A 16,403-nucleotide genomic window follows, 5' to 3' on the forward strand; every position below is an offset into this window, starting at 1 on the left:
ACCAAATTTAAAAATCAAACCTCATCATACCTAAAACAACTTTTTATATGATCATTCACCATGCCAGTAGCTTGCATATGTGCATGCACAACGGTAGAGCCAACAAATTTAAATCCGCGTTTTTTTAAGTCTTTACTTAGGTCATCACTTATAGCTGTTGTTGTAGGTACATCTTGCATGGTTTTATATTTGTTTTTTATGGGTTTGCCATCAACAAAATTCCAAATATATTTACTAAAACTGCCAAATTCATCTTGTATTTTCATAAAGGCTTGTGCATTGGTAACAGTCGCATTTACTTTTAATTTATTTCTTATAATACCTGCATCTTGTAAAAGCGAATCAATTTTGTCTTGTTGGTAGGTCGCTATTTTTTTGTAATCAAAATTATCAAAGGCCATTCTAAAGTTTTCACGCTTACGTAAAACAGTTATCCAGCTTAAGCCAGCTTGAAAGGTTTCTAAAATTAAAAATTCAAAAAGTGTGGCATCATCATAAACGGGAACGCCCCATTCTTTATCGTGATATGCTTCATATAAAGCATCGCCTTTACACCAATTGCATCTATGTTTTTCCATGTTAATTTTATTAAAATGTAAGGAGTTAAAATAAAGCATGACAAAAGTCATCTTAATTAAAACACCAAGATACTAATTTTGTGTAATCCAAAATAAATTATATTATGAGCTCAATTATAGAAACTAGTTTGCAAAAAGGCATATCTTATCAGGCTTACAGAGAGTTGGTTAAGTATTTAGTGGATGAGAAGTCGAATACAGGAGATGAAAAAACAAAAACATTAGCAAACTATACAAAGCTTAATGATAAACGTATGAAGCGTTGGGATAAAACCATAAAAATATCGGAAGCTTCAAAACGCAAGATTAACGAATTTCGTCATCATATTACTTGGTTAGTTATTACCGAAAGTTGGTGTGGAGATGCAGCACATATATTGCCTGCAATAAATAAGATCTCTGAATTGAGTTCTTATATTGAAATGAAAATTGTGACTCGCGATGAGAATAAGGAGTTAATGGATGCTTTTTTAACTCATGGTACGCGTTCTGTTCCTAAATTAATTATGATTGATGATGAAACAGGTGAAGTTTTAAATACCTACGGACCACGACCAAGTGAAGCAGCAAGCTATGTAAGTAGATTTAAGGCTGAAAATGGTAAATTAACCTCAGCTTTTAAAGAAGATTTACAACATTGGTATAATGATGATAAAGGACAAAATATTATACAGGATGTTACCGAAATGCTTTGTCAGTTAGAACCTAATGTTTGCCAATAAAATAAAATGTGATAGACCCTATTTGAGATTTTTTTGATGCATCTGCACTAAATTGAGATTTTTTTGCATAATCTAAAGCATGCTCAATTAAGCATTCATTTGTAGAATTTGAAGATGTATTTACATAAGCATCTACAACACTTCCTTTATTGTTTACAGTAATATTTATAACAATTTTGCCATCAACTTCACAAAGGTAAACCGGTATGGGAATATGTACTTTTGTTCTATTTGTTAACGAAAAGCTTATGGTACTTTTAGAATTGTTACTAGCTTCTTTTTGTTTTTTTAATAAATCATTGACTTTGTCAAAAGAAGAAAGTTCATCTTTATTTACTTTAGAAACATCCGTTGGCTCATAGGTTTTTGTATAAGCTTCTTTGCTTTCCATTGTATTGCTTTCTCTAGGAACATAATCTTCTGGAGGCGCAATTAGTTTATAGGCTTGCGCAAAGTGTTTGCTTTTTTGAGTTTCATTAAAGGCTTTGTTGGTTTCAGCTTTACTAGCGTTTAATTTTTCTATAGCTTCTAGTGTTTTAACTTCTTCTTTGGTTAGTTCTTTTTCAGGTTCAATTTCATAATAACTTTCAGAAGCTAATTCATTGTGCTGTTTTAAGCTTAAATTGAAAACAGACAGCATCACGGTTCCAGTAATAAGAAGCGTTATGAGTAGGGCTTTATGTTGATTTGTTAGGTTCAAATCGATTTATTTATAGCAAATATTTAATGAATATACGTAAATTTAAAAAACTTAGCCTTTAAGAGACTTGATAAAGGCTTCAATAGATACACCATTAGTAACATTAAAATCACCAATTTTTGTGCGACGTAAAGCCGATAAATGTCCTCCAGAGTTTAAGGCTTTGCCAAAATCGTTTGCTAATGAGCGTATGTAAGTACCTTTGCTACAAACCACTCTAAAGTCTATATTTAAACCATCAATTTTTGTGATTTCAAATTCTGAAATTGAAACGGTTCTAGATTTTATTTCAACAGTTTCTCCTGCTCTAGCATATTCGTATAAACGTTTTCCGTCTTTTTTTAATGCTGAAAATACGGGCGGAAATTGTTGAATCTCTCCTGTAAATTGTGCTGTTGTTTTATGAATTAAATCGTCTGTAATATGTGCTGTTGGAAAGGTTTCGTTTATCTCCGATTCTAAATCGTATGAAGGTGTAGTGCTTCCTAAAACAATAGTGCCAGTGTATTCTTTTATTTGACCTTGAAACGTGTCAATTTGTTTGGTCATTTTACCAGTGCAAATAACTAATAACCCAGTAGCTAAAGGGTCTAAAGTGCCAGCATGACCTACTTTTATTTTTTTTATATTGAAAGCTTGACGGATTTCCCAACGTAGTTTATTAACCACTTGAAAAGAGGTCCAATTAAGAGGCTTGTCAATTAATAGAACGTGTCCGGATAGGTAGTCTTCGGCAGTTTTCATTTTTAATTCATTAAAGAATAACCAATAGCTATAATACCAACAATAGCACAGTAAATGGCAAAATATGAGAGTTTACTCTTTTTAACAAGAGATATCATCCAAGTACATGCAAATAAACCAGCAACAAAGGCGGCTACGAATCCTATTGAAAGCGACGTAAAATTTCCACTATCATAAGTTAAATCGCCACTTAAAACATCTTTAGCAATCTTGCCAAAAATTAAGGGTACTACCATTAAAAATGAAAATCGTGCTGCTTTAGTTTTGTCGTTACCAAGTAAAACCGATGTAGATATAGTTGCTCCAGAACGCGAAATACCTGGAAGCATCGCAATAGCTTGAGATATGCCTATTGCAAAGGCGTTTTTAAAAGACACTTTTTTGTCTGTATCTTTTGCTTTGTCAGCTAAAAATAATAAAATAGCTGTAATTATTAGCATAGCACCAACAAGTAGAATATTACCGCCAAAAAGCGCTTCTAATTGCTCTTCAAAAAACAATCCAACTACTACGGCTGGAATCATTGAGATCGCTATTTTAGATATGAATTCTAAGTCCTCGTTCCATTTAAACTTTAAAGCGCCTTTTATTAGGTCTAAAATATCTTTTCTAAAAACAACTATAGTACTTAAGGCTGTTGCAAAATGTAAAACTACTGTTAAAAGAAGACTTTCTTCTGGCACAGAATTATCGCCAAGAATAGCTTTTCCAATTTCTAAATGCCCGCTAGATGATACAGGTAAAAATTCAGTAAGTCCTTGAATAATACCAAGAATGATTGAGTCTATTATATCCATGACGCAAAAATATTAAAATACTCCTACAATTGTTGTAATTAAATAAAGAATAAAGTGTTATTTTAGAAACAAGGTATTCAATCAATGAAAATAGTAATAGCTCCAGATAAATTTAAAAATTCATTAACAGCATTAAAATTTTTAATGCTGTAGAAGTAGGTATTAAAGCTATTATTCCTAATGCAACTATTTTAAAATTGCCATTAGCTGATGGTGGAGATGGTACTATTGATGTGATGAATCATTATTTAAAAGGAACTGTTGTAAAAGTGAATGTAAACAATCCGTTTTTTCAACCTATCGAAGCGTCGTATTTATATTCTCAAAACTCTAAAACAGCTTTTATAGAAATGGCAGAAGCTTCTGGAGTCAAGTTATTAAAGCAAGATGAATTTGATTGTAAAAATGCAACCACTTTGGGAACAGGAGAAATGATTTTAGATGCCATTAATAAAGGCGCATCTAAAATTATTTTAGGTATTGGCGGGAGTGCAACTAACGATTGCGGTATTGGAATGGCAACCGCTTTAGGATATCGTTTTTTAGATAAAAATAGAGAAGAGCTAAAACCAATAGGCGCTAATTTGTCTAAAATTGATGCTATAGATTTTGGTAAAGTGCATTATAAATTGAGGGGTATAAAGTTTAATATAGCATGCGATGTTACAAACCCTTTATACGGAAAAAATGGTGCTGCTTATGTGTATGCAGCTCAAAAAGGAGCTTCAGAAGAAGCTGTTAAAATGCTTGATAAGGGGTTAGAAGATTTTTCTAAAATCATTGAAAAGACCTTTGCTGTAGATGCAAAATTAGTAAAAGGTGCAGGTGCAGCAGGAGGTATGGGAATAGCATCAAAAGTATTTTTAAATGGCTCTTTAGAATCGGGAATTCAATTAGTTAAGGGGCTTGCTAATTTTGATGCGCAAATTGAAGGAGCCGATTGGGTTATTACTGGTGAAGGTAAATTAGATTCTCAAACCCTTTCGGGAAAAACAATTCAAGGTGTTATTACTTCCGCGAAAGCGAAAAATATAAAAGTAGCTGCTTTTTGTGGCGCTATAGATTTTGATGAAAATAGCATTAATAAATTAGGAATAAACTATGCTGATGCTGTATTAAAGCATTCAAAAAATTTAGATGATGCTATGCAAAACGGATTTGATTATGTAAAAATATTGGCAGCTAAGTTTGCCGAAAAGATAAGTTAATTACTTCTTATCAGGATTCAATAAAATGGCATATACTTGAAAGCCAAAGCCAATAAGAACAACCATTGGTGCCAAACGAATACGACGGAAACTAAAAATTTCAGGATTAAAAACATTAGGGTCGTCACTACCGCCACCAGACATTAATATAAATCCTAGGGCAATACATGCTAAACCAATAAACATAAATTTATAGTTTTTCTTTCCGAATACAAAAACGGGTTTTGTAGCGTCTTTTTGTTTTTTTTCTCCCATGATTTATATAAAAGTAGTGTTGCAAATTAACGGATTTATTTAAAAATTTACGTTAAGGCTATTATAAAATATCTAATAATAAAGGTCGTCTGTTTTTAAATTTAAAAAACGTTGGGTTGCAAAATGTGTGCTAATCCAAGTAATAATAATGCCTAAAGCAAATATAAAAGCAAAAAGCAAACCTATTAAAACAGGGTTGCTTAATAACTCTAGCTCTGTAAATGTTTGGTTTAAATAATATAAAACAATAGCCATACCTATTAAAGCTAAAATAGCACCTATAATACCTAAGCGGACACTTTTCCAAACAAATGGGCGACGAATAAATTGTTTGGTAGCGCCAACCATTTGCATGGTTTTTATAGTAAATCGTTTGGAGTAAACGGCTAATCTTATAGAGCTATTTATAAGTAAAACAGCAATTAAGGTAAAAATACCACTTATAACCAATACCCAGAAACTTATTTTTTTAACATTATCGTTCATTAAATTTACCAAATCGTTATCATAAGCCACTTCATCAACAAAGTTTTTAGAAGTTGCCTCTGCCGAAATTTTTTCAAGTTGGTCAGACGTTACAAAGTCTGCTTTTAAATGCACATCGATAGAATTCTGTAAAGGATTATAGCCTACAAAATCCATAAAATCTTCGCCGTTTTCTGCTTTCATTGATTCTGCAGCTTGTTCTTTTGATATGTATTCGGTAGATTTTACATAATCAGACATCGCTAAGCTTTTTTCAAGTTGTTTGGTTTCAACTTCTTTAGCAGAATCTTTTAAATAGATAGTAAGTACTACTTGCTCCTTAAAATGGTCGGATACTTTTTTTGCGTTTAACACCAGCATACCTAGTAATCCTAATAAAAACAATACCAAAGCAATACTTAATACTACTGAAAAGTAAGATGAAATAAGTCTGCGTTTTTGATGTTTTTCAAATGATGAACTCATAAAGTAATTTGGATTAATAACGTAAAAATAACAAAGTATTCTAATACTGTATAAATAACAACGCTTAAACTTTCAATATTGTTTTAAATTGATTTTTTTTCAGGCTTGCTAATAATATAAACACCACTTGCAACAACAATGCAACTTAATATTTTTATAAGGTTAATATCTTGAGCATATTCACTTTGCATAAAAACATAGGCGAGAACACTTACCATTAAAAAACTAATAACAGGTTGCAGATATATGTAGCTGCTAGTTACTGAAGGAGATACGTTGTTAAGGGCGTAAATATTAAATAGATAAGCAAAAAAGGTTGTAAATAAAACTACGTAGCCAATAGTTAAATAGGTGTTTAGTGTAAAAGTTTCAAAATTGGTATTTAAAAAAGCAGGAATGCCTAAAGGAGACGCAAAAATGCACCCAAATAAAAACACCCAACTTATTACGGTAATAGGGTTGTATTTCCTCATTAACGTTTTAGCCATAACCAAATATAGTCCGTAACAACAAGCATTAGATAGTACCAATAAGTTGCCTAAAACAGAACTTGTTCCTTTAGAGTCATTACCATAATATATTAAACAGATTGCTCCAATACCACCAATGGTTATACCTAATAGTTTGTTTTTGGTAATACGTTCTTTTAAAATGATATAACTAAAAAACAAAACAATCAATGGCGTTGAGGTTGTTATTATAGAAGCATCAATTGGCGACGTTAAATTAATACCATGAAAAAACAACAATTGGTTTGCTGCACCACCAACGAAGCCACAAAAGGCGAGTCTTAAAAAATCATTTTTAGCAACTTTTTCTTTAACAAAGGCAAGTTTCAGAATCCAAAATAAAAGCGCACAAGATGCAAGTCTGATATATACAAACGCAGTTGGACCAATTTTATCAGGCATAATGCCTTTGGCAATAATATAATTAGCACCATAAATTATATTGGCGCCCAGTAAAGCTAAATGCGCTTTGGTTGTGTTTTTTATCAAGCAAATACGTTTTTAATAAGCTGCGAAATTACAAAAATGAGTGCCAATCAAAATTTAATTAAGTATTAATTATTTCCTGTTTAAGAGTAATAGGATTAATTAGAAACAAAGCCTTTTTGTTTTATATAGAAAGCGTAAATTTGCACTTTTAATTTTCGTTATTACAAATAATAGAGATGTACTTGTAATAGCAAATCAGATTTGAAGATATAGATGCAATACAATTTCAACGACATAGATGCCAAATGGCAAAAATACTGGGCAGAAAACGAAACTTTTAAAGCCGAAAACAACAGCGAAAAACCAAAGTTTTATGTGTTAGATATGTTTCCTTATCCAAGTGGAGCAGGTTTACATGTTGGGCATCCGTTGGGTTATATAGCATCCGATATTTATGCACGTTACAAACGTCATCAAGGTTTTAATGTATTACATCCGCAAGGGTATGATAGTTTCGGTTTACCTGCAGAGCAGTACGCCATTCAAACAGGGCAACATCCAGCAGTTACAACTGCCGAAAATATAAAAACATACCGTCGTCAATTAGATCAAATTGGTTTTTCATTCGATTGGTCTCGTGAGGTGCGTACAAGTGATCCAAGTTATTATAAATGGACACAGTGGATTTTTATTCAATTGTTTGAATCTTGGTATAATAATGATACTGATAAAGCAGAATCTATTGAAACGCTAAAAGCAATATTTGCTTCGGAAGGAAACTCAAAAGTAAATGCCGTTTGCGATGATGATATTGAATCATTTTCTGCCGAAGATTGGAATGGTTTTGATACCGTAAAACAAGAAAAAATATTACTTCAATATAGATTAACTTATTTAGCCGAAACTGAGGTAAACTGGTGTCCTGCTCTAGGAACAGTTTTGGCAAACGATGAAATAATTAACGGTGTTTCAGAACGTGGTGGCCATCCTGTAATAAGAAAAAAAATGACCCAATGGAGTATGCGAATTTCTGCCTATGCAGAACGTTTACTTCAAGGTTTAGATACGATTGATTGGACAGATTCTTTAAAGGAAAGTCAGCGTAACTGGATAGGGAAATCTGTTGGGGCGTCTGTCACTTTTAAAGTTAATGAAAGCGATGCCGTTATTGATGTGTTTACAACAAGACCTGATACTATTTTCGGAGTTAGTTTCATGACTTTAGCGCCAGAACACGAATTAGTATCGCAAATAACAACACCAGAACAAAAAGCGGAAGTTGATGCTTATATTTTAGCAACAGCAAAACGTAGTGAACGTGATAGAATGGCCGATGTAAAAACCATTTCGGGGGCATTTACGGGAGCGTATGCAGTACATCCGTTTACAAAAGAACCTATTCCGGTTTGGATTGGCGATTACGTGTTAGCAGGTTACGGTACAGGAGCTGTTATGTCGGTACCATGTGGTGATGAAAGAGATTATGCATTTGCAAAGCATTTTAATATCCCGATTATAAATATTTTTGAAGGCGTTGATATTTCAGAATCTGCTTTTTCAGACAAAGAGAAAACCGTTATTGGTAATAGTGATTTCCTTAACGGAATGAATTACAAAAAAGCGACCAAACGTGCTATTTACGAATTAGAACAAATAGGTCAAGGTGAAGGGAAAACCAATTACCGTTTGCGTGATGCTGTTTTTAGTCGCCAGCGTTATTGGGGTGAGCCATTTCCTGTGTATTATGTTGATGGGATGCCGCAAATGATTGATGCTGCGCATTTGCCAATTAAATTGCCAGAAGTAGAAAAATATTTACCAACCGAAACAGGAGAGCCACCATTAGGAAATGCCACTGTTTGGGCTTGGGATACCATAAATAATAAAGTAGTTAGCAACGATCTTATCGATAATGAAATGATTCACCCATTAGAGTTGAATACGATGCCAGGGTGGGCAGGAAGTTCTTGGTATTTTAACCGTTATATGGATCCTACAAATACCGAAGCATTTGCAAGTCAAGAAGCGCTTAACTATTGGAAAGATGTCGATTTATACATTGGCGGAAGCGAGCATGCTACAGGACACTTGTTATATTCTCGTTTTTGGCAAAAATTCTTGTTTGATAAAGGGGTGGTGCCTGTTGATGAGTTTGCAAAAAAACTGATTAACCAAGGTATGATTTTGGGGACTAGTGGATATATAAATATGGCAATTTGCGTAATTAAGTTTAATATGCCATCTGGTACTGGTACAAAGGCAACAACTTATTTTGTTCCAATTGATGCGACAAAGAGCGATGGAGAATTGACTGACGAATACAAGTCTCTTTTACGTCAAAAAAATATTCTTAGTTATGAGTTTCATAAAATAAATGAAGATGATATTATTGAAGAAACTTTTAGTGTAAATAAAACTATTGTCCCTGTTCATGCAATTGATAATTCTGATAATTTGGTAATTGAAGAATTTATAAAATGGAAATATCCTAACAAAAAGAAGGATGATAAAGTTATTGATATTCTACAGTTAGAGGATTTTTACAAAGTAGGTCGCGAAGTCGAAAAAATGTCAAAATCTAAATACAACGTTGTTAATCCAGATGATATTGTAAAAGATTACGGAGCAGATAGTCTTCGTCTTTACGAAATGTTCTTAGGGCCATTAGAGCAATACAAACCTTGGAATACCGCAGGTATTACAGGTGTGCATTCGTTTCTTAAAAAACTTTGGAAATTATATGCCAATGATAATGGTTTAAAAGTAACCGAAGATGCAGCGTCAAAAGATGCTTTAAAAACGTTGCATAAAACTATTAAAAAGGTACAGGAAGATATTGAGAATTTCTCTTTCAATACATCGGTGTCCACTTTTATGATTGCTGTTAATGAGTTAACGGCTCAAAAATGTACAAGTAAAGACATTTTAGAACCTTTATTGGTTTTAATTTCGCCGTATGCACCACATATTGCTGAAGAATTATGGAATCAGTTAGGAAATAACGCGTCTATTACAACAGCTCCGTTTCCAGAATTTGATGCCAGTCATTTAGTAGAAAGCAGTAAAAACTACCCAATTTCATTTAATGGTAAAATGCGTTTTACGATGGAATTACCAATGGATATGAGTAAGGACGATATTGAAGCTGCGGTTATGGCAAACGAAAAAACGCAAGAACAATTAGCAGGCAGAACACCTAAAAAGGTAATTGTTGTTCCTGGTAAAATTGTGAATATAGTAGGTTAATAATAGTGTCTTGTCATGTAAACAAGAGCTGCGATTGAGACATCACATAATTTAATTACACATTTGATTACGTGATGTCTCTTTTCGTTCGAAATGACAAATGTTATTGGTTTTTTTGCGTTAGGGATTGCAGTGGTAGCTTTTGGCGAGGCGTGTATCGAGCCAAAACTTTTAACGAAAAGCCCGACCTGTTCCTGAACTTAATTCAGGATATAGGGTAACGCCCAAATAATTTTCACTCAAGTATTACATATAAATAACATGGAAATAATAGGATTTATTGCTGCTATTTTAACAACAGCTGCTTTTTTACCCCAAGTTTATAAAACTTGGAAAACCAAAGATGTTTCCGGTTTGTCTTTGCCTATGCTAATAATCTTTTTTATTGGCATTGTTGGCTGGTTAATTTATGGGATTTTAAAAGAAAGTCCGTCCATGATTTTTGCAAATAGTATTACTATTGTTTCTTCCTTTTTATTACTTTATTTTAAAATAAAATACCATAAACGTTAGACTGTAAAAGGCTGTTTTTAGCTTATTTATGAGTTTTTCTGTTATTATGGAATATTCAATGAATTCCTAGTAAGCTGGTATATGTTGTGTATTTATTAAATAAATGTTAAATTTGATAACAATAATTCAAATAAAATAAATTATTGACTTCAGATTTGAATCATTTATTTTAATTTTGTTAAAAATTAAAACTAACTTAATAAATATCTCTTTCTTATGAAAATTGGTGTTCCTATTGAAATTAAAAATAATGAAAACAGAGTGGGGATGACACCCTCTGGTGTGTTTGAATTAACGAAAAGAAATCATGCTGTTTATATACAAACAAATGCAGGTTTTAATAGTGGTTTTTTAGATGATGATTATATTAAAGCTGGTGCAACTATACTTGATACTATTGAAGAAGTATATGCTACTGCTGAAATGATTGTTAAAGTAAAGGAGCCTATTGAGAAGGAATATGATTTAATTAGACCAAATCAGGTTGTGTTTACATATTTCCACTTTGCATCAAGTGAAGCGCTTACACATGCTATGATTAAGAGTAATGCTATTTGTATTGCTTACGAAACGGTTGAAGATGCCGATGGAACTTTACCTTTATTAATTCCGATGTCTGAAGTTGCAGGGCGTATGTCTGTACAACAAGGAGCGAAATTTTTAGAAAAACCAATTAAAGGTCGTGGTATTTTGCTAGGTGGTATACCAGGAGTGCCTCCTGCTAAAGTTTTAATCTTAGGAGCAGGTGTTGTAGGACTTCAGGCAGCACGTATGGCTTCGGGATTAGGAGCTAGTGTTCATATTTTAGATATTAATATGAAAGCTTTACGTTACGTAAGTGATGTGATGCCTAATAATGTTGTTAGTGAATTTTCTAGTGAATATAATATTAGAAAACATATTGTTGATGCCGATTTAATTATTGGTGGTGTATTAATTAAAGGAGCAAAAGCACCTAAATTAATTACAAGAGATATGCTTAAAGAGATGCGTCCGGGTACTGTTATGGTAGATGTGGCTGTAGATCAAGGTGGTTGTTTTGAAACAACGAAGCCAACAACGCATCAAGATCCTACATATATTATTGATGAGGTGGTTCATTATTCTGTTGCAAATATGCCAGGAGCTGTACCTTATACATCTACAATGGGATTAACAAATGTAACATTGCCTTATGTTATTAAGTTAGCAAACGAAGGTTGGGAAAAAGCATGTGAAAATAGTGCCCCTTTAGCAAAAGGATTAAACATTGTTAAAGGAGAAATTGTTTATAAAGAAATAGCAGAGGCATTCGATTTAGAATTTGCTGAAGCATAATAATAATTTTTTTGGTTGACACTTAAGTGTTTTTAAAGTGGGGTTCCTAATTTAGGTTCCTCACTTTTTAATTTACTGACATATTATCATTTAATTAATAATGGCTTTATTTTTGTTATATTTAGTTTGTAATTAAAAACTTAAATAGATTTAAAATGTTAGTATATTATATATTATTAGGAGGTATTGCTTTAATAAGCTGGTTAGTAAGTAGTACTTTAAAACGTAAGTTTGAAAAATACTCAAAAGTACACTTACGTAATGGTATGAGTGGTGCCGAAATTGCTGAAAAAATGTTAGCAGATCACGGTATTAGAGATGTTGAGGTTATTTCTACACCTGGACGTTTAACCGATCATTATAACCCGAAAAATAAAACCGTAAATTTAAGTGAAGCCGTTTATAATCAACGTAACGCTGCGGCTGCGGCTGTAGCTGCACATGAATGTGGACATGCGGTACAACATGCTAAAGCATATCAATGGTTAACAATGCGTTCGGCTTTGGTTCCTGTAGTGAGTGTGACTTCGGGTATGTCTATGTGGATTGTTATTGGTGGTCTTGCATTAGGCGCAGCAGCAGGAATTGGATTAGGTTACTGGGTTGCTATTGCCGGTTTAGTAATGATGGGTTTTGCAACCTTGTTTAGTTTTATTACGTTACCTGTAGAATACGATGCTAGTAATCGAGCCTTAGCTTGGTTAAAAAACAAAAACATGGTATCTCAAGAAGAATATAAGGGTTCTGAAGATGCCCTTAAATGGGCTGCAAGAACTTATTTAGTAGCGGCTATTGGTTCACTTGCTCAGTTAGTATATTGGGGATTTAGAGTGTTTGCAGGAGGAAGAGATTAATTTCTTAGAAAAAATTATATAAATAAAAAAAAGCTGGTAAAAGTTAACTTTTACCAGCTTTTTTTTGCTGCCAAGCATGTGTATTATCTTATATTTGTGTCTTAAAATATAACATTTAATGAAAACAACTGCTTTATTTATTTTATTCTTATTCACTTGCAATATATATTCGCAAGATGTATCAATGGTTAAAAGTGAAATTTTCAAAGATTCAAAAAAGAATAGTTCATTATTATTTTCTTTGGAAGATTCAAATGGTGAAATTATAACTATACGATCATATAGAGGGGGTATGATGCAAAAATTAAAAGGATACTACATTCAACATTTTGATACTAACCTTAGGCTTTTAAAAGAGGTTGAGTATGATGTTGAAGATAATCATATAAAGAATGCTTTTATTAAAGATGGTCAATTACATTTAATTGAATTTGATTATAAAAAAAAGGAAGACAGAATTGTTTTTAATTCAGTTTCGGCAAATCTTGATGATTTAAAGTTTAGTAAGAAAGAATTAATCTCTTTTTCAGAAGATAATATGCAGAAATACTTTGGGGCAATATTTTTTCCTTTTTTTGGTAGTAATCTTTCTCAGGTAGATAGAGATCATATGGGGGAGGTAGTTTTGTCTGCCAATAAAGCGTTTTTTGTAATAAATTTTGATTTTAAAGATAAGGATAAAGAAACTCATAAAGTTTTTGTCTTTAATAGTGATTTTGAAAAAGTTTTTGAAAAACTGATAAAGAAAGATATTAAAGATATGCTCTTTGAATACAATAGCATTGATGTGGATGGTAAAGATGGTACTGTTTATTTTTTAGGAAAATCTTTTGAAAATGATTCAAGAAGAACAAAGAAAAAAGGAAAAGCGAATTATCATTTCGAGTTATTTAAGGTAAATGCAGAAGGACAGCAGCAGGTTAGTTTTAAAAATGCTGATAAATTTATTTCTTCACTTGAATTAATTAAAGGAGAAGATAGGTTAGCATGTGTTGGTTTTTATGGAAAAAAAGATGAATTTAGATCTAATGGTGTTTGTTTATTTAATCTTAATTCTGAAAGTTTAGAAATGGAAAACCAAAAATTCACAGCGTTTTCAGAAGAATTTATGACAGATAAATATGGAGACAAAGAGAATAAAAAGAAAAGAAAAAAAGAAAAAGGAGTTCGTAATATAGATTTCAAAGGTGTTTATATAATGGAAAATGGAGATATTGTTGTTAATGCTGAAGAATTTTATATTACTGTATATACATCAATGTCAAGTACTGGAGCTATGACTACTCGTACAGTTTACCATTTTGATGATATAATTAGTTTACGGCTTGATAAAGATGGAGGATTAAAATGGGCAAGAAATATTAACAAAGCACAAACAGGATTTGCTAATAGTTCTTTTACATCTATTCCTGTAGGTGAATCTTCTTATTTCTTTATTAACTGTTCTGATAATATTAAGAAATTAAGTCAAGATAGAATTGCTTTTAGACAGACAAATGCTAAAAAATCTAATCTTTATATGATTAGTATTAATAAAGATGGAGCGATTGATTTTAAAAAATTAATAGATGATAAAGATTCTAAAGTGTACTATAAAGTAAATGATGGTGTGATTAACTTAAACAAACAAACTGTAACATTATCAGGGAAAAAGAAAAAGAATACTAGGATTTTAAAAATAAAAATCTGATTTCACTGAAAAAACAAAAAAGCCTTGAAAATTTTTCAAGGCTTTTTTGTTTCTTTACAATTCAATAAAAACAGCACATGAGCACCCCTTTATCATACTATAAAAAACATTTAGAATCTTATAATCAGGCTGTGCGAAAGTTGTACAAAAAAATGACAGCCTTAAGTACGTTAAGATTGTTAACTTTTATTATTGCTGCTTTTGGTGTTTATGTAACTTTTAGTCAATGGCAAGTGGCGGTTTTTATCGCTGTTGTTGGTATTGCTGTGTTTTTGTTTTTGTTATCAAAGTATAACGATGTTAAAGCAGAAAGACAATTTAATGAAGCTTTGGTAGCTATTAATGAAGATGAAATTAAAATAGCTTCGGGCGATTTTCATGATCGAAATGATGGCTTGCAGTTTCAAGACCCTAATCATTTTTATAGTTTAGATATAGATTTGTTTGGACGTGGTTCTTTTTTTCAGTTTATAAATAGAACACGTATTAATGAAGGCACTCAAAAATTAGCCGATGTTTTAAAAGCAAATGATGTTGATGGTATTGTATTACGTCAAGAAGCTATAAAAGAACTTGCTTCTAAACCAGAATGGCGACAACATTATACGGCAACATCGAGTTTGGTTTCTGTAGAAATACCTGCGAACAAAATTATAGGTTGGTTACAAAATCATAAAACGTTTTTGCCCAAAATAATGAAATGGATGCCGTTAGTTTTTACTATAATGTCGTTACTTATATTCGTACTCATATTTTTAAACGTCATTACACATCAAGCTTTAATTGGCTATTGGTTGCTTGTTGGATTGGGTGTTACTGGATGTTATCTTAAAAAAATAAATTCTCTAGCTTCGAATACAGATAAGGTAAAAGAGACTTTTAAACAATATGCATTACTTTTAAATTTGATTGAAAAAGAATCATTTTTTTCAGAATTATTAAAAGGAAAGCAACAACAAATTCAACAAGAAGGAAAAAAAGCATCTGCTATTTTTAAAGATTTTTCCAAATCGTTGGATGCCTTAGATAATAGAAATAATTTTATCTCTGCCATTTTTGGAAACGGTTTGTTTTTGTCCGATTTAAAAAATAGTTATCACATAGAGCAATGGATTAAGCAACATGCTAATAAAGTAGCTGATTGGTTTGAAGTTGTGTCGTTTTTTGATGCTTATAATTCTTTAGGAAACTTTACTTTTAACCATCCTGATTTTGTGTTTCCAAACATAGAAAAAGGTGCTGTAATTAAAGCAGAAGGTTTAGGACATCCGTTACTAAATAAAACCAAGCGTGTTGATAGTGATTTAATAATTGATAACGAACAGTTTTTTATTGTTACAGGCGCAAACATGGCTGGAAAAAGTACGTTTTTGCGTACCGTATCTTTACATATTGTTATGGCGAATGTTGGCTTGCCTGTTTGTGTAAAGACCAGCAAATATGCGCCGGTTAAGTTAATTACAAGCATGCGTACTACAGATTCGTTAACCGATGATAGTTCGTATTTCTTTTCAGAATTAACACGTTTAAAATACATTGTAGATGCCATTCAAAAAGAGCCTTATTTTATTGTGTTAGATGAAATTTTAAAAGGTACCAATAGCACCGATAAAGCTATTGGTTCTCGCAAGTTTGTTGAAAAACTTGTTGCTTCAAATGCTACAGGAATTATTGCAACGCATGATTTGAGTTTATGTGAAATTGAAAAAGAACTTGATGATGTGAAAAACTATTATTTTGATGCCGAAATTATTAATGATGAGCTTCATTTTGATTATACTTTGAAAACAGGTATTTGTCAAAATATGAATGCATCGTTCTTATTGAAGAAGATGAATATTGTTTAATCCTCGAAATTAATTCGAAGATTAAACAAAAACTAAATTAAGA

Annotated in this window: 15 protein-coding genes; 8 read left to right on the forward strand and 7 right to left on the reverse strand. The window is 32.0% G+C overall.

Annotation, left to right across the window (positions count from 1 at the left end):
* Positions 1–14: 14 nt before the first annotated feature.
* Positions 15–578, reverse strand: a complete 564-nt coding sequence (locus tag ACH5TW_RS11275) for a DNA-3-methyladenine glycosylase I (RefSeq protein WP_439336608.1) — start codon at positions 576–578, stop codon at positions 15–17.
* Between the two features lie 104 nt (positions 579–682).
* Between ACH5TW_RS11275 and ACH5TW_RS11280 the strand changes: the two genes are divergently transcribed.
* Entirely contained in the window at positions 683–1,300 is a 618-nt protein-coding gene (locus tag ACH5TW_RS11280) for a thioredoxin family protein (protein WP_439336609.1), read from the forward strand.
* Here the strand turns inward: ACH5TW_RS11280 and ACH5TW_RS11285 are convergent.
* Genes ACH5TW_RS11285 through ACH5TW_RS11295 form a run of 3 tightly spaced genes read right to left on the reverse strand, consistent with a single transcriptional unit; the run spans position 1,284 to position 3,541 of the window.
* Positions 1,284–2,000, reverse strand: coding sequence for a hypothetical protein (locus ACH5TW_RS11285; protein WP_439336610.1), 717 nt, complete (start codon positions 1,998–2,000; stop codon positions 1,284–1,286). The genes ACH5TW_RS11280 and ACH5TW_RS11285 overlap by 17 nt on opposite strands.
* 51 nt (positions 2,001–2,051) lie before the next feature.
* Positions 2,052–2,744, reverse strand: coding sequence for a tRNA pseudouridine(55) synthase TruB (truB, locus tag ACH5TW_RS11290; protein WP_439336611.1), 693 nt, complete (start codon positions 2,742–2,744; stop codon positions 2,052–2,054).
* A 2-nt stretch (positions 2,745–2,746) separates the two neighbouring features.
* Positions 2,747–3,541 (reverse strand): undecaprenyl-diphosphate phosphatase, encoded by a 795-nt coding sequence (locus ACH5TW_RS11295; protein ID WP_439336612.1) that lies wholly within the window; start codon positions 3,539–3,541, stop codon positions 2,747–2,749.
* Positions 3,542–3,714: 173 nt separating this feature from the next.
* Here ACH5TW_RS11295 and ACH5TW_RS11300 point away from each other — a divergent pair, with 173 nt between their 5' ends.
* Positions 3,715–4,749, forward strand: a complete 1,035-nt coding sequence (locus tag ACH5TW_RS11300) for a glycerate kinase (RefSeq protein WP_439337510.1) — start codon at positions 3,715–3,717, stop codon at positions 4,747–4,749.
* Here ACH5TW_RS11300 and ACH5TW_RS11305 read toward each other — a convergent pair whose 3' ends face one another.
* From ACH5TW_RS11305 to ACH5TW_RS11315, 3 genes are all read right to left on the reverse strand, one after another.
* Positions 4,750–5,004, reverse strand: a complete 255-nt coding sequence (locus ACH5TW_RS11305) for a DUF3098 domain-containing protein (RefSeq protein WP_439336613.1) — start codon at positions 5,002–5,004, stop codon at positions 4,750–4,752.
* Positions 5,005–5,076: 72 nt separating this feature from the next.
* Complete coding sequence (locus ACH5TW_RS11310) at positions 5,077–5,955, reverse strand: cell division protein FtsX (protein WP_439336614.1); 879 nt, start codon at positions 5,953–5,955, stop codon at positions 5,077–5,079.
* 83 nt (positions 5,956–6,038) lie between these two features.
* On the reverse strand, positions 6,039–6,953 hold the full coding sequence (locus ACH5TW_RS11315; RefSeq protein WP_439336615.1) for a DMT family transporter: 915 nt from the start codon (positions 6,951–6,953) through the stop codon (positions 6,039–6,041).
* Positions 6,954–7,166: 213 nt separating this feature from the next.
* Between ACH5TW_RS11315 and ACH5TW_RS11320 the strand changes: the two genes are divergently transcribed.
* The 6 genes from ACH5TW_RS11320 to ACH5TW_RS11345 all read left to right on the forward strand — a co-directional run bounded on the left by ACH5TW_RS11320 (position 7,167) and on the right by ACH5TW_RS11345 (position 16,360).
* Positions 7,167–10,139: a leucine--tRNA ligase gene (locus tag ACH5TW_RS11320; RefSeq protein WP_439336616.1), complete on the forward strand. Its 2,973-nt coding sequence runs from the start codon at positions 7,167–7,169 to the stop codon at positions 10,137–10,139.
* A 261-nt stretch (positions 10,140–10,400) separates the two neighbouring features.
* A complete protein-coding gene (locus ACH5TW_RS11325) occupies positions 10,401–10,652 on the forward strand; it encodes a SemiSWEET family sugar transporter (protein ID WP_439336617.1) in 252 nt (83 codons plus the stop codon).
* Between the two features lie 216 nt (positions 10,653–10,868).
* A complete protein-coding gene (ald, locus tag ACH5TW_RS11330; protein ID WP_439336618.1) occupies positions 10,869–11,969 on the forward strand; it encodes an alanine dehydrogenase in 1,101 nt (366 codons plus the stop codon).
* Positions 11,970–12,124: 155 nt separating this feature from the next.
* Positions 12,125–12,823, forward strand: a complete 699-nt coding sequence (locus ACH5TW_RS11335) for a zinc metallopeptidase (RefSeq protein WP_439336619.1) — start codon at positions 12,125–12,127, stop codon at positions 12,821–12,823.
* Positions 12,824–12,941: 118 nt separating this feature from the next.
* Positions 12,942–14,513: a hypothetical protein gene (locus tag ACH5TW_RS11340; protein ID WP_439336620.1), complete on the forward strand. Its 1,572-nt coding sequence runs from the start codon at positions 12,942–12,944 to the stop codon at positions 14,511–14,513.
* A 77-nt stretch (positions 14,514–14,590) separates the two neighbouring features.
* Positions 14,591–16,360 carry a MutS-related protein gene (locus ACH5TW_RS11345; protein WP_439336621.1) on the forward strand — a complete coding sequence of 590 codons (1,770 nt, stop codon included), beginning with the start codon at positions 14,591–14,593 and terminating at the stop codon, positions 16,358–16,360.
* Positions 16,361–16,403 lie beyond the last annotated feature (43 nt).

The sequence above is a fragment of the Thalassobellus sediminis genome (assembly GCF_044386045.1).
Taxonomy (GTDB): Bacteria; Bacteroidota; Bacteroidia; order Flavobacteriales; family Flavobacteriaceae; genus Thalassobellus; species Thalassobellus sediminis.

What these genes read in the sequence shown, in the direction of transcription:
- ACH5TW_RS11275 (WP_439336608.1), bottom strand. Translation starts at nt 578, where the DNA reads ATGGAAAAACATAGATGCAATTGGTGTAAAGGCGATGCTTTATATGAA.
- ACH5TW_RS11280 (WP_439336609.1), top strand. Translation starts at nt 683, where the DNA reads ATGAGCTCAATTATAGAAACTAGTTTGCAAAAAGGCATATCTTATCAG.
- truB (WP_439336611.1), bottom strand. Translation starts at nt 2,744, where the DNA reads ATGAAAACTGCCGAAGACTACCTATCCGGACACGTTCTATTAATTGAC.
- ACH5TW_RS11295 (WP_439336612.1), bottom strand. Translation starts at nt 3,541, where the DNA reads ATGGATATAATAGACTCAATCATTCTTGGTATTATTCAAGGACTTACT.
- ACH5TW_RS11305 (WP_439336613.1), bottom strand. Translation starts at nt 5,004, where the DNA reads ATGGGAGAAAAAAAACAAAAAGACGCTACAAAACCCGTTTTTGTATTC.
- ACH5TW_RS11310 (WP_439336614.1), bottom strand. Translation starts at nt 5,955, where the DNA reads ATGAGTTCATCATTTGAAAAACATCAAAAACGCAGACTTATTTCATCT.
- ACH5TW_RS11320 (WP_439336616.1), top strand. Translation starts at nt 7,167, where the DNA reads ATGCAATACAATTTCAACGACATAGATGCCAAATGGCAAAAATACTGG.
- ACH5TW_RS11325 (WP_439336617.1), top strand. Translation starts at nt 10,401, where the DNA reads ATGGAAATAATAGGATTTATTGCTGCTATTTTAACAACAGCTGCTTTT.
- ald (WP_439336618.1), top strand. Translation starts at nt 10,869, where the DNA reads ATGAAAATTGGTGTTCCTATTGAAATTAAAAATAATGAAAACAGAGTG.
- ACH5TW_RS11335 (WP_439336619.1), top strand. Translation starts at nt 12,125, where the DNA reads ATGTTAGTATATTATATATTATTAGGAGGTATTGCTTTAATAAGCTGG.
- ACH5TW_RS11340 (WP_439336620.1), top strand. Translation starts at nt 12,942, where the DNA reads ATGAAAACAACTGCTTTATTTATTTTATTCTTATTCACTTGCAATATA.
- ACH5TW_RS11345 (WP_439336621.1), top strand. Translation starts at nt 14,591, where the DNA reads ATGAGCACCCCTTTATCATACTATAAAAAACATTTAGAATCTTATAAT.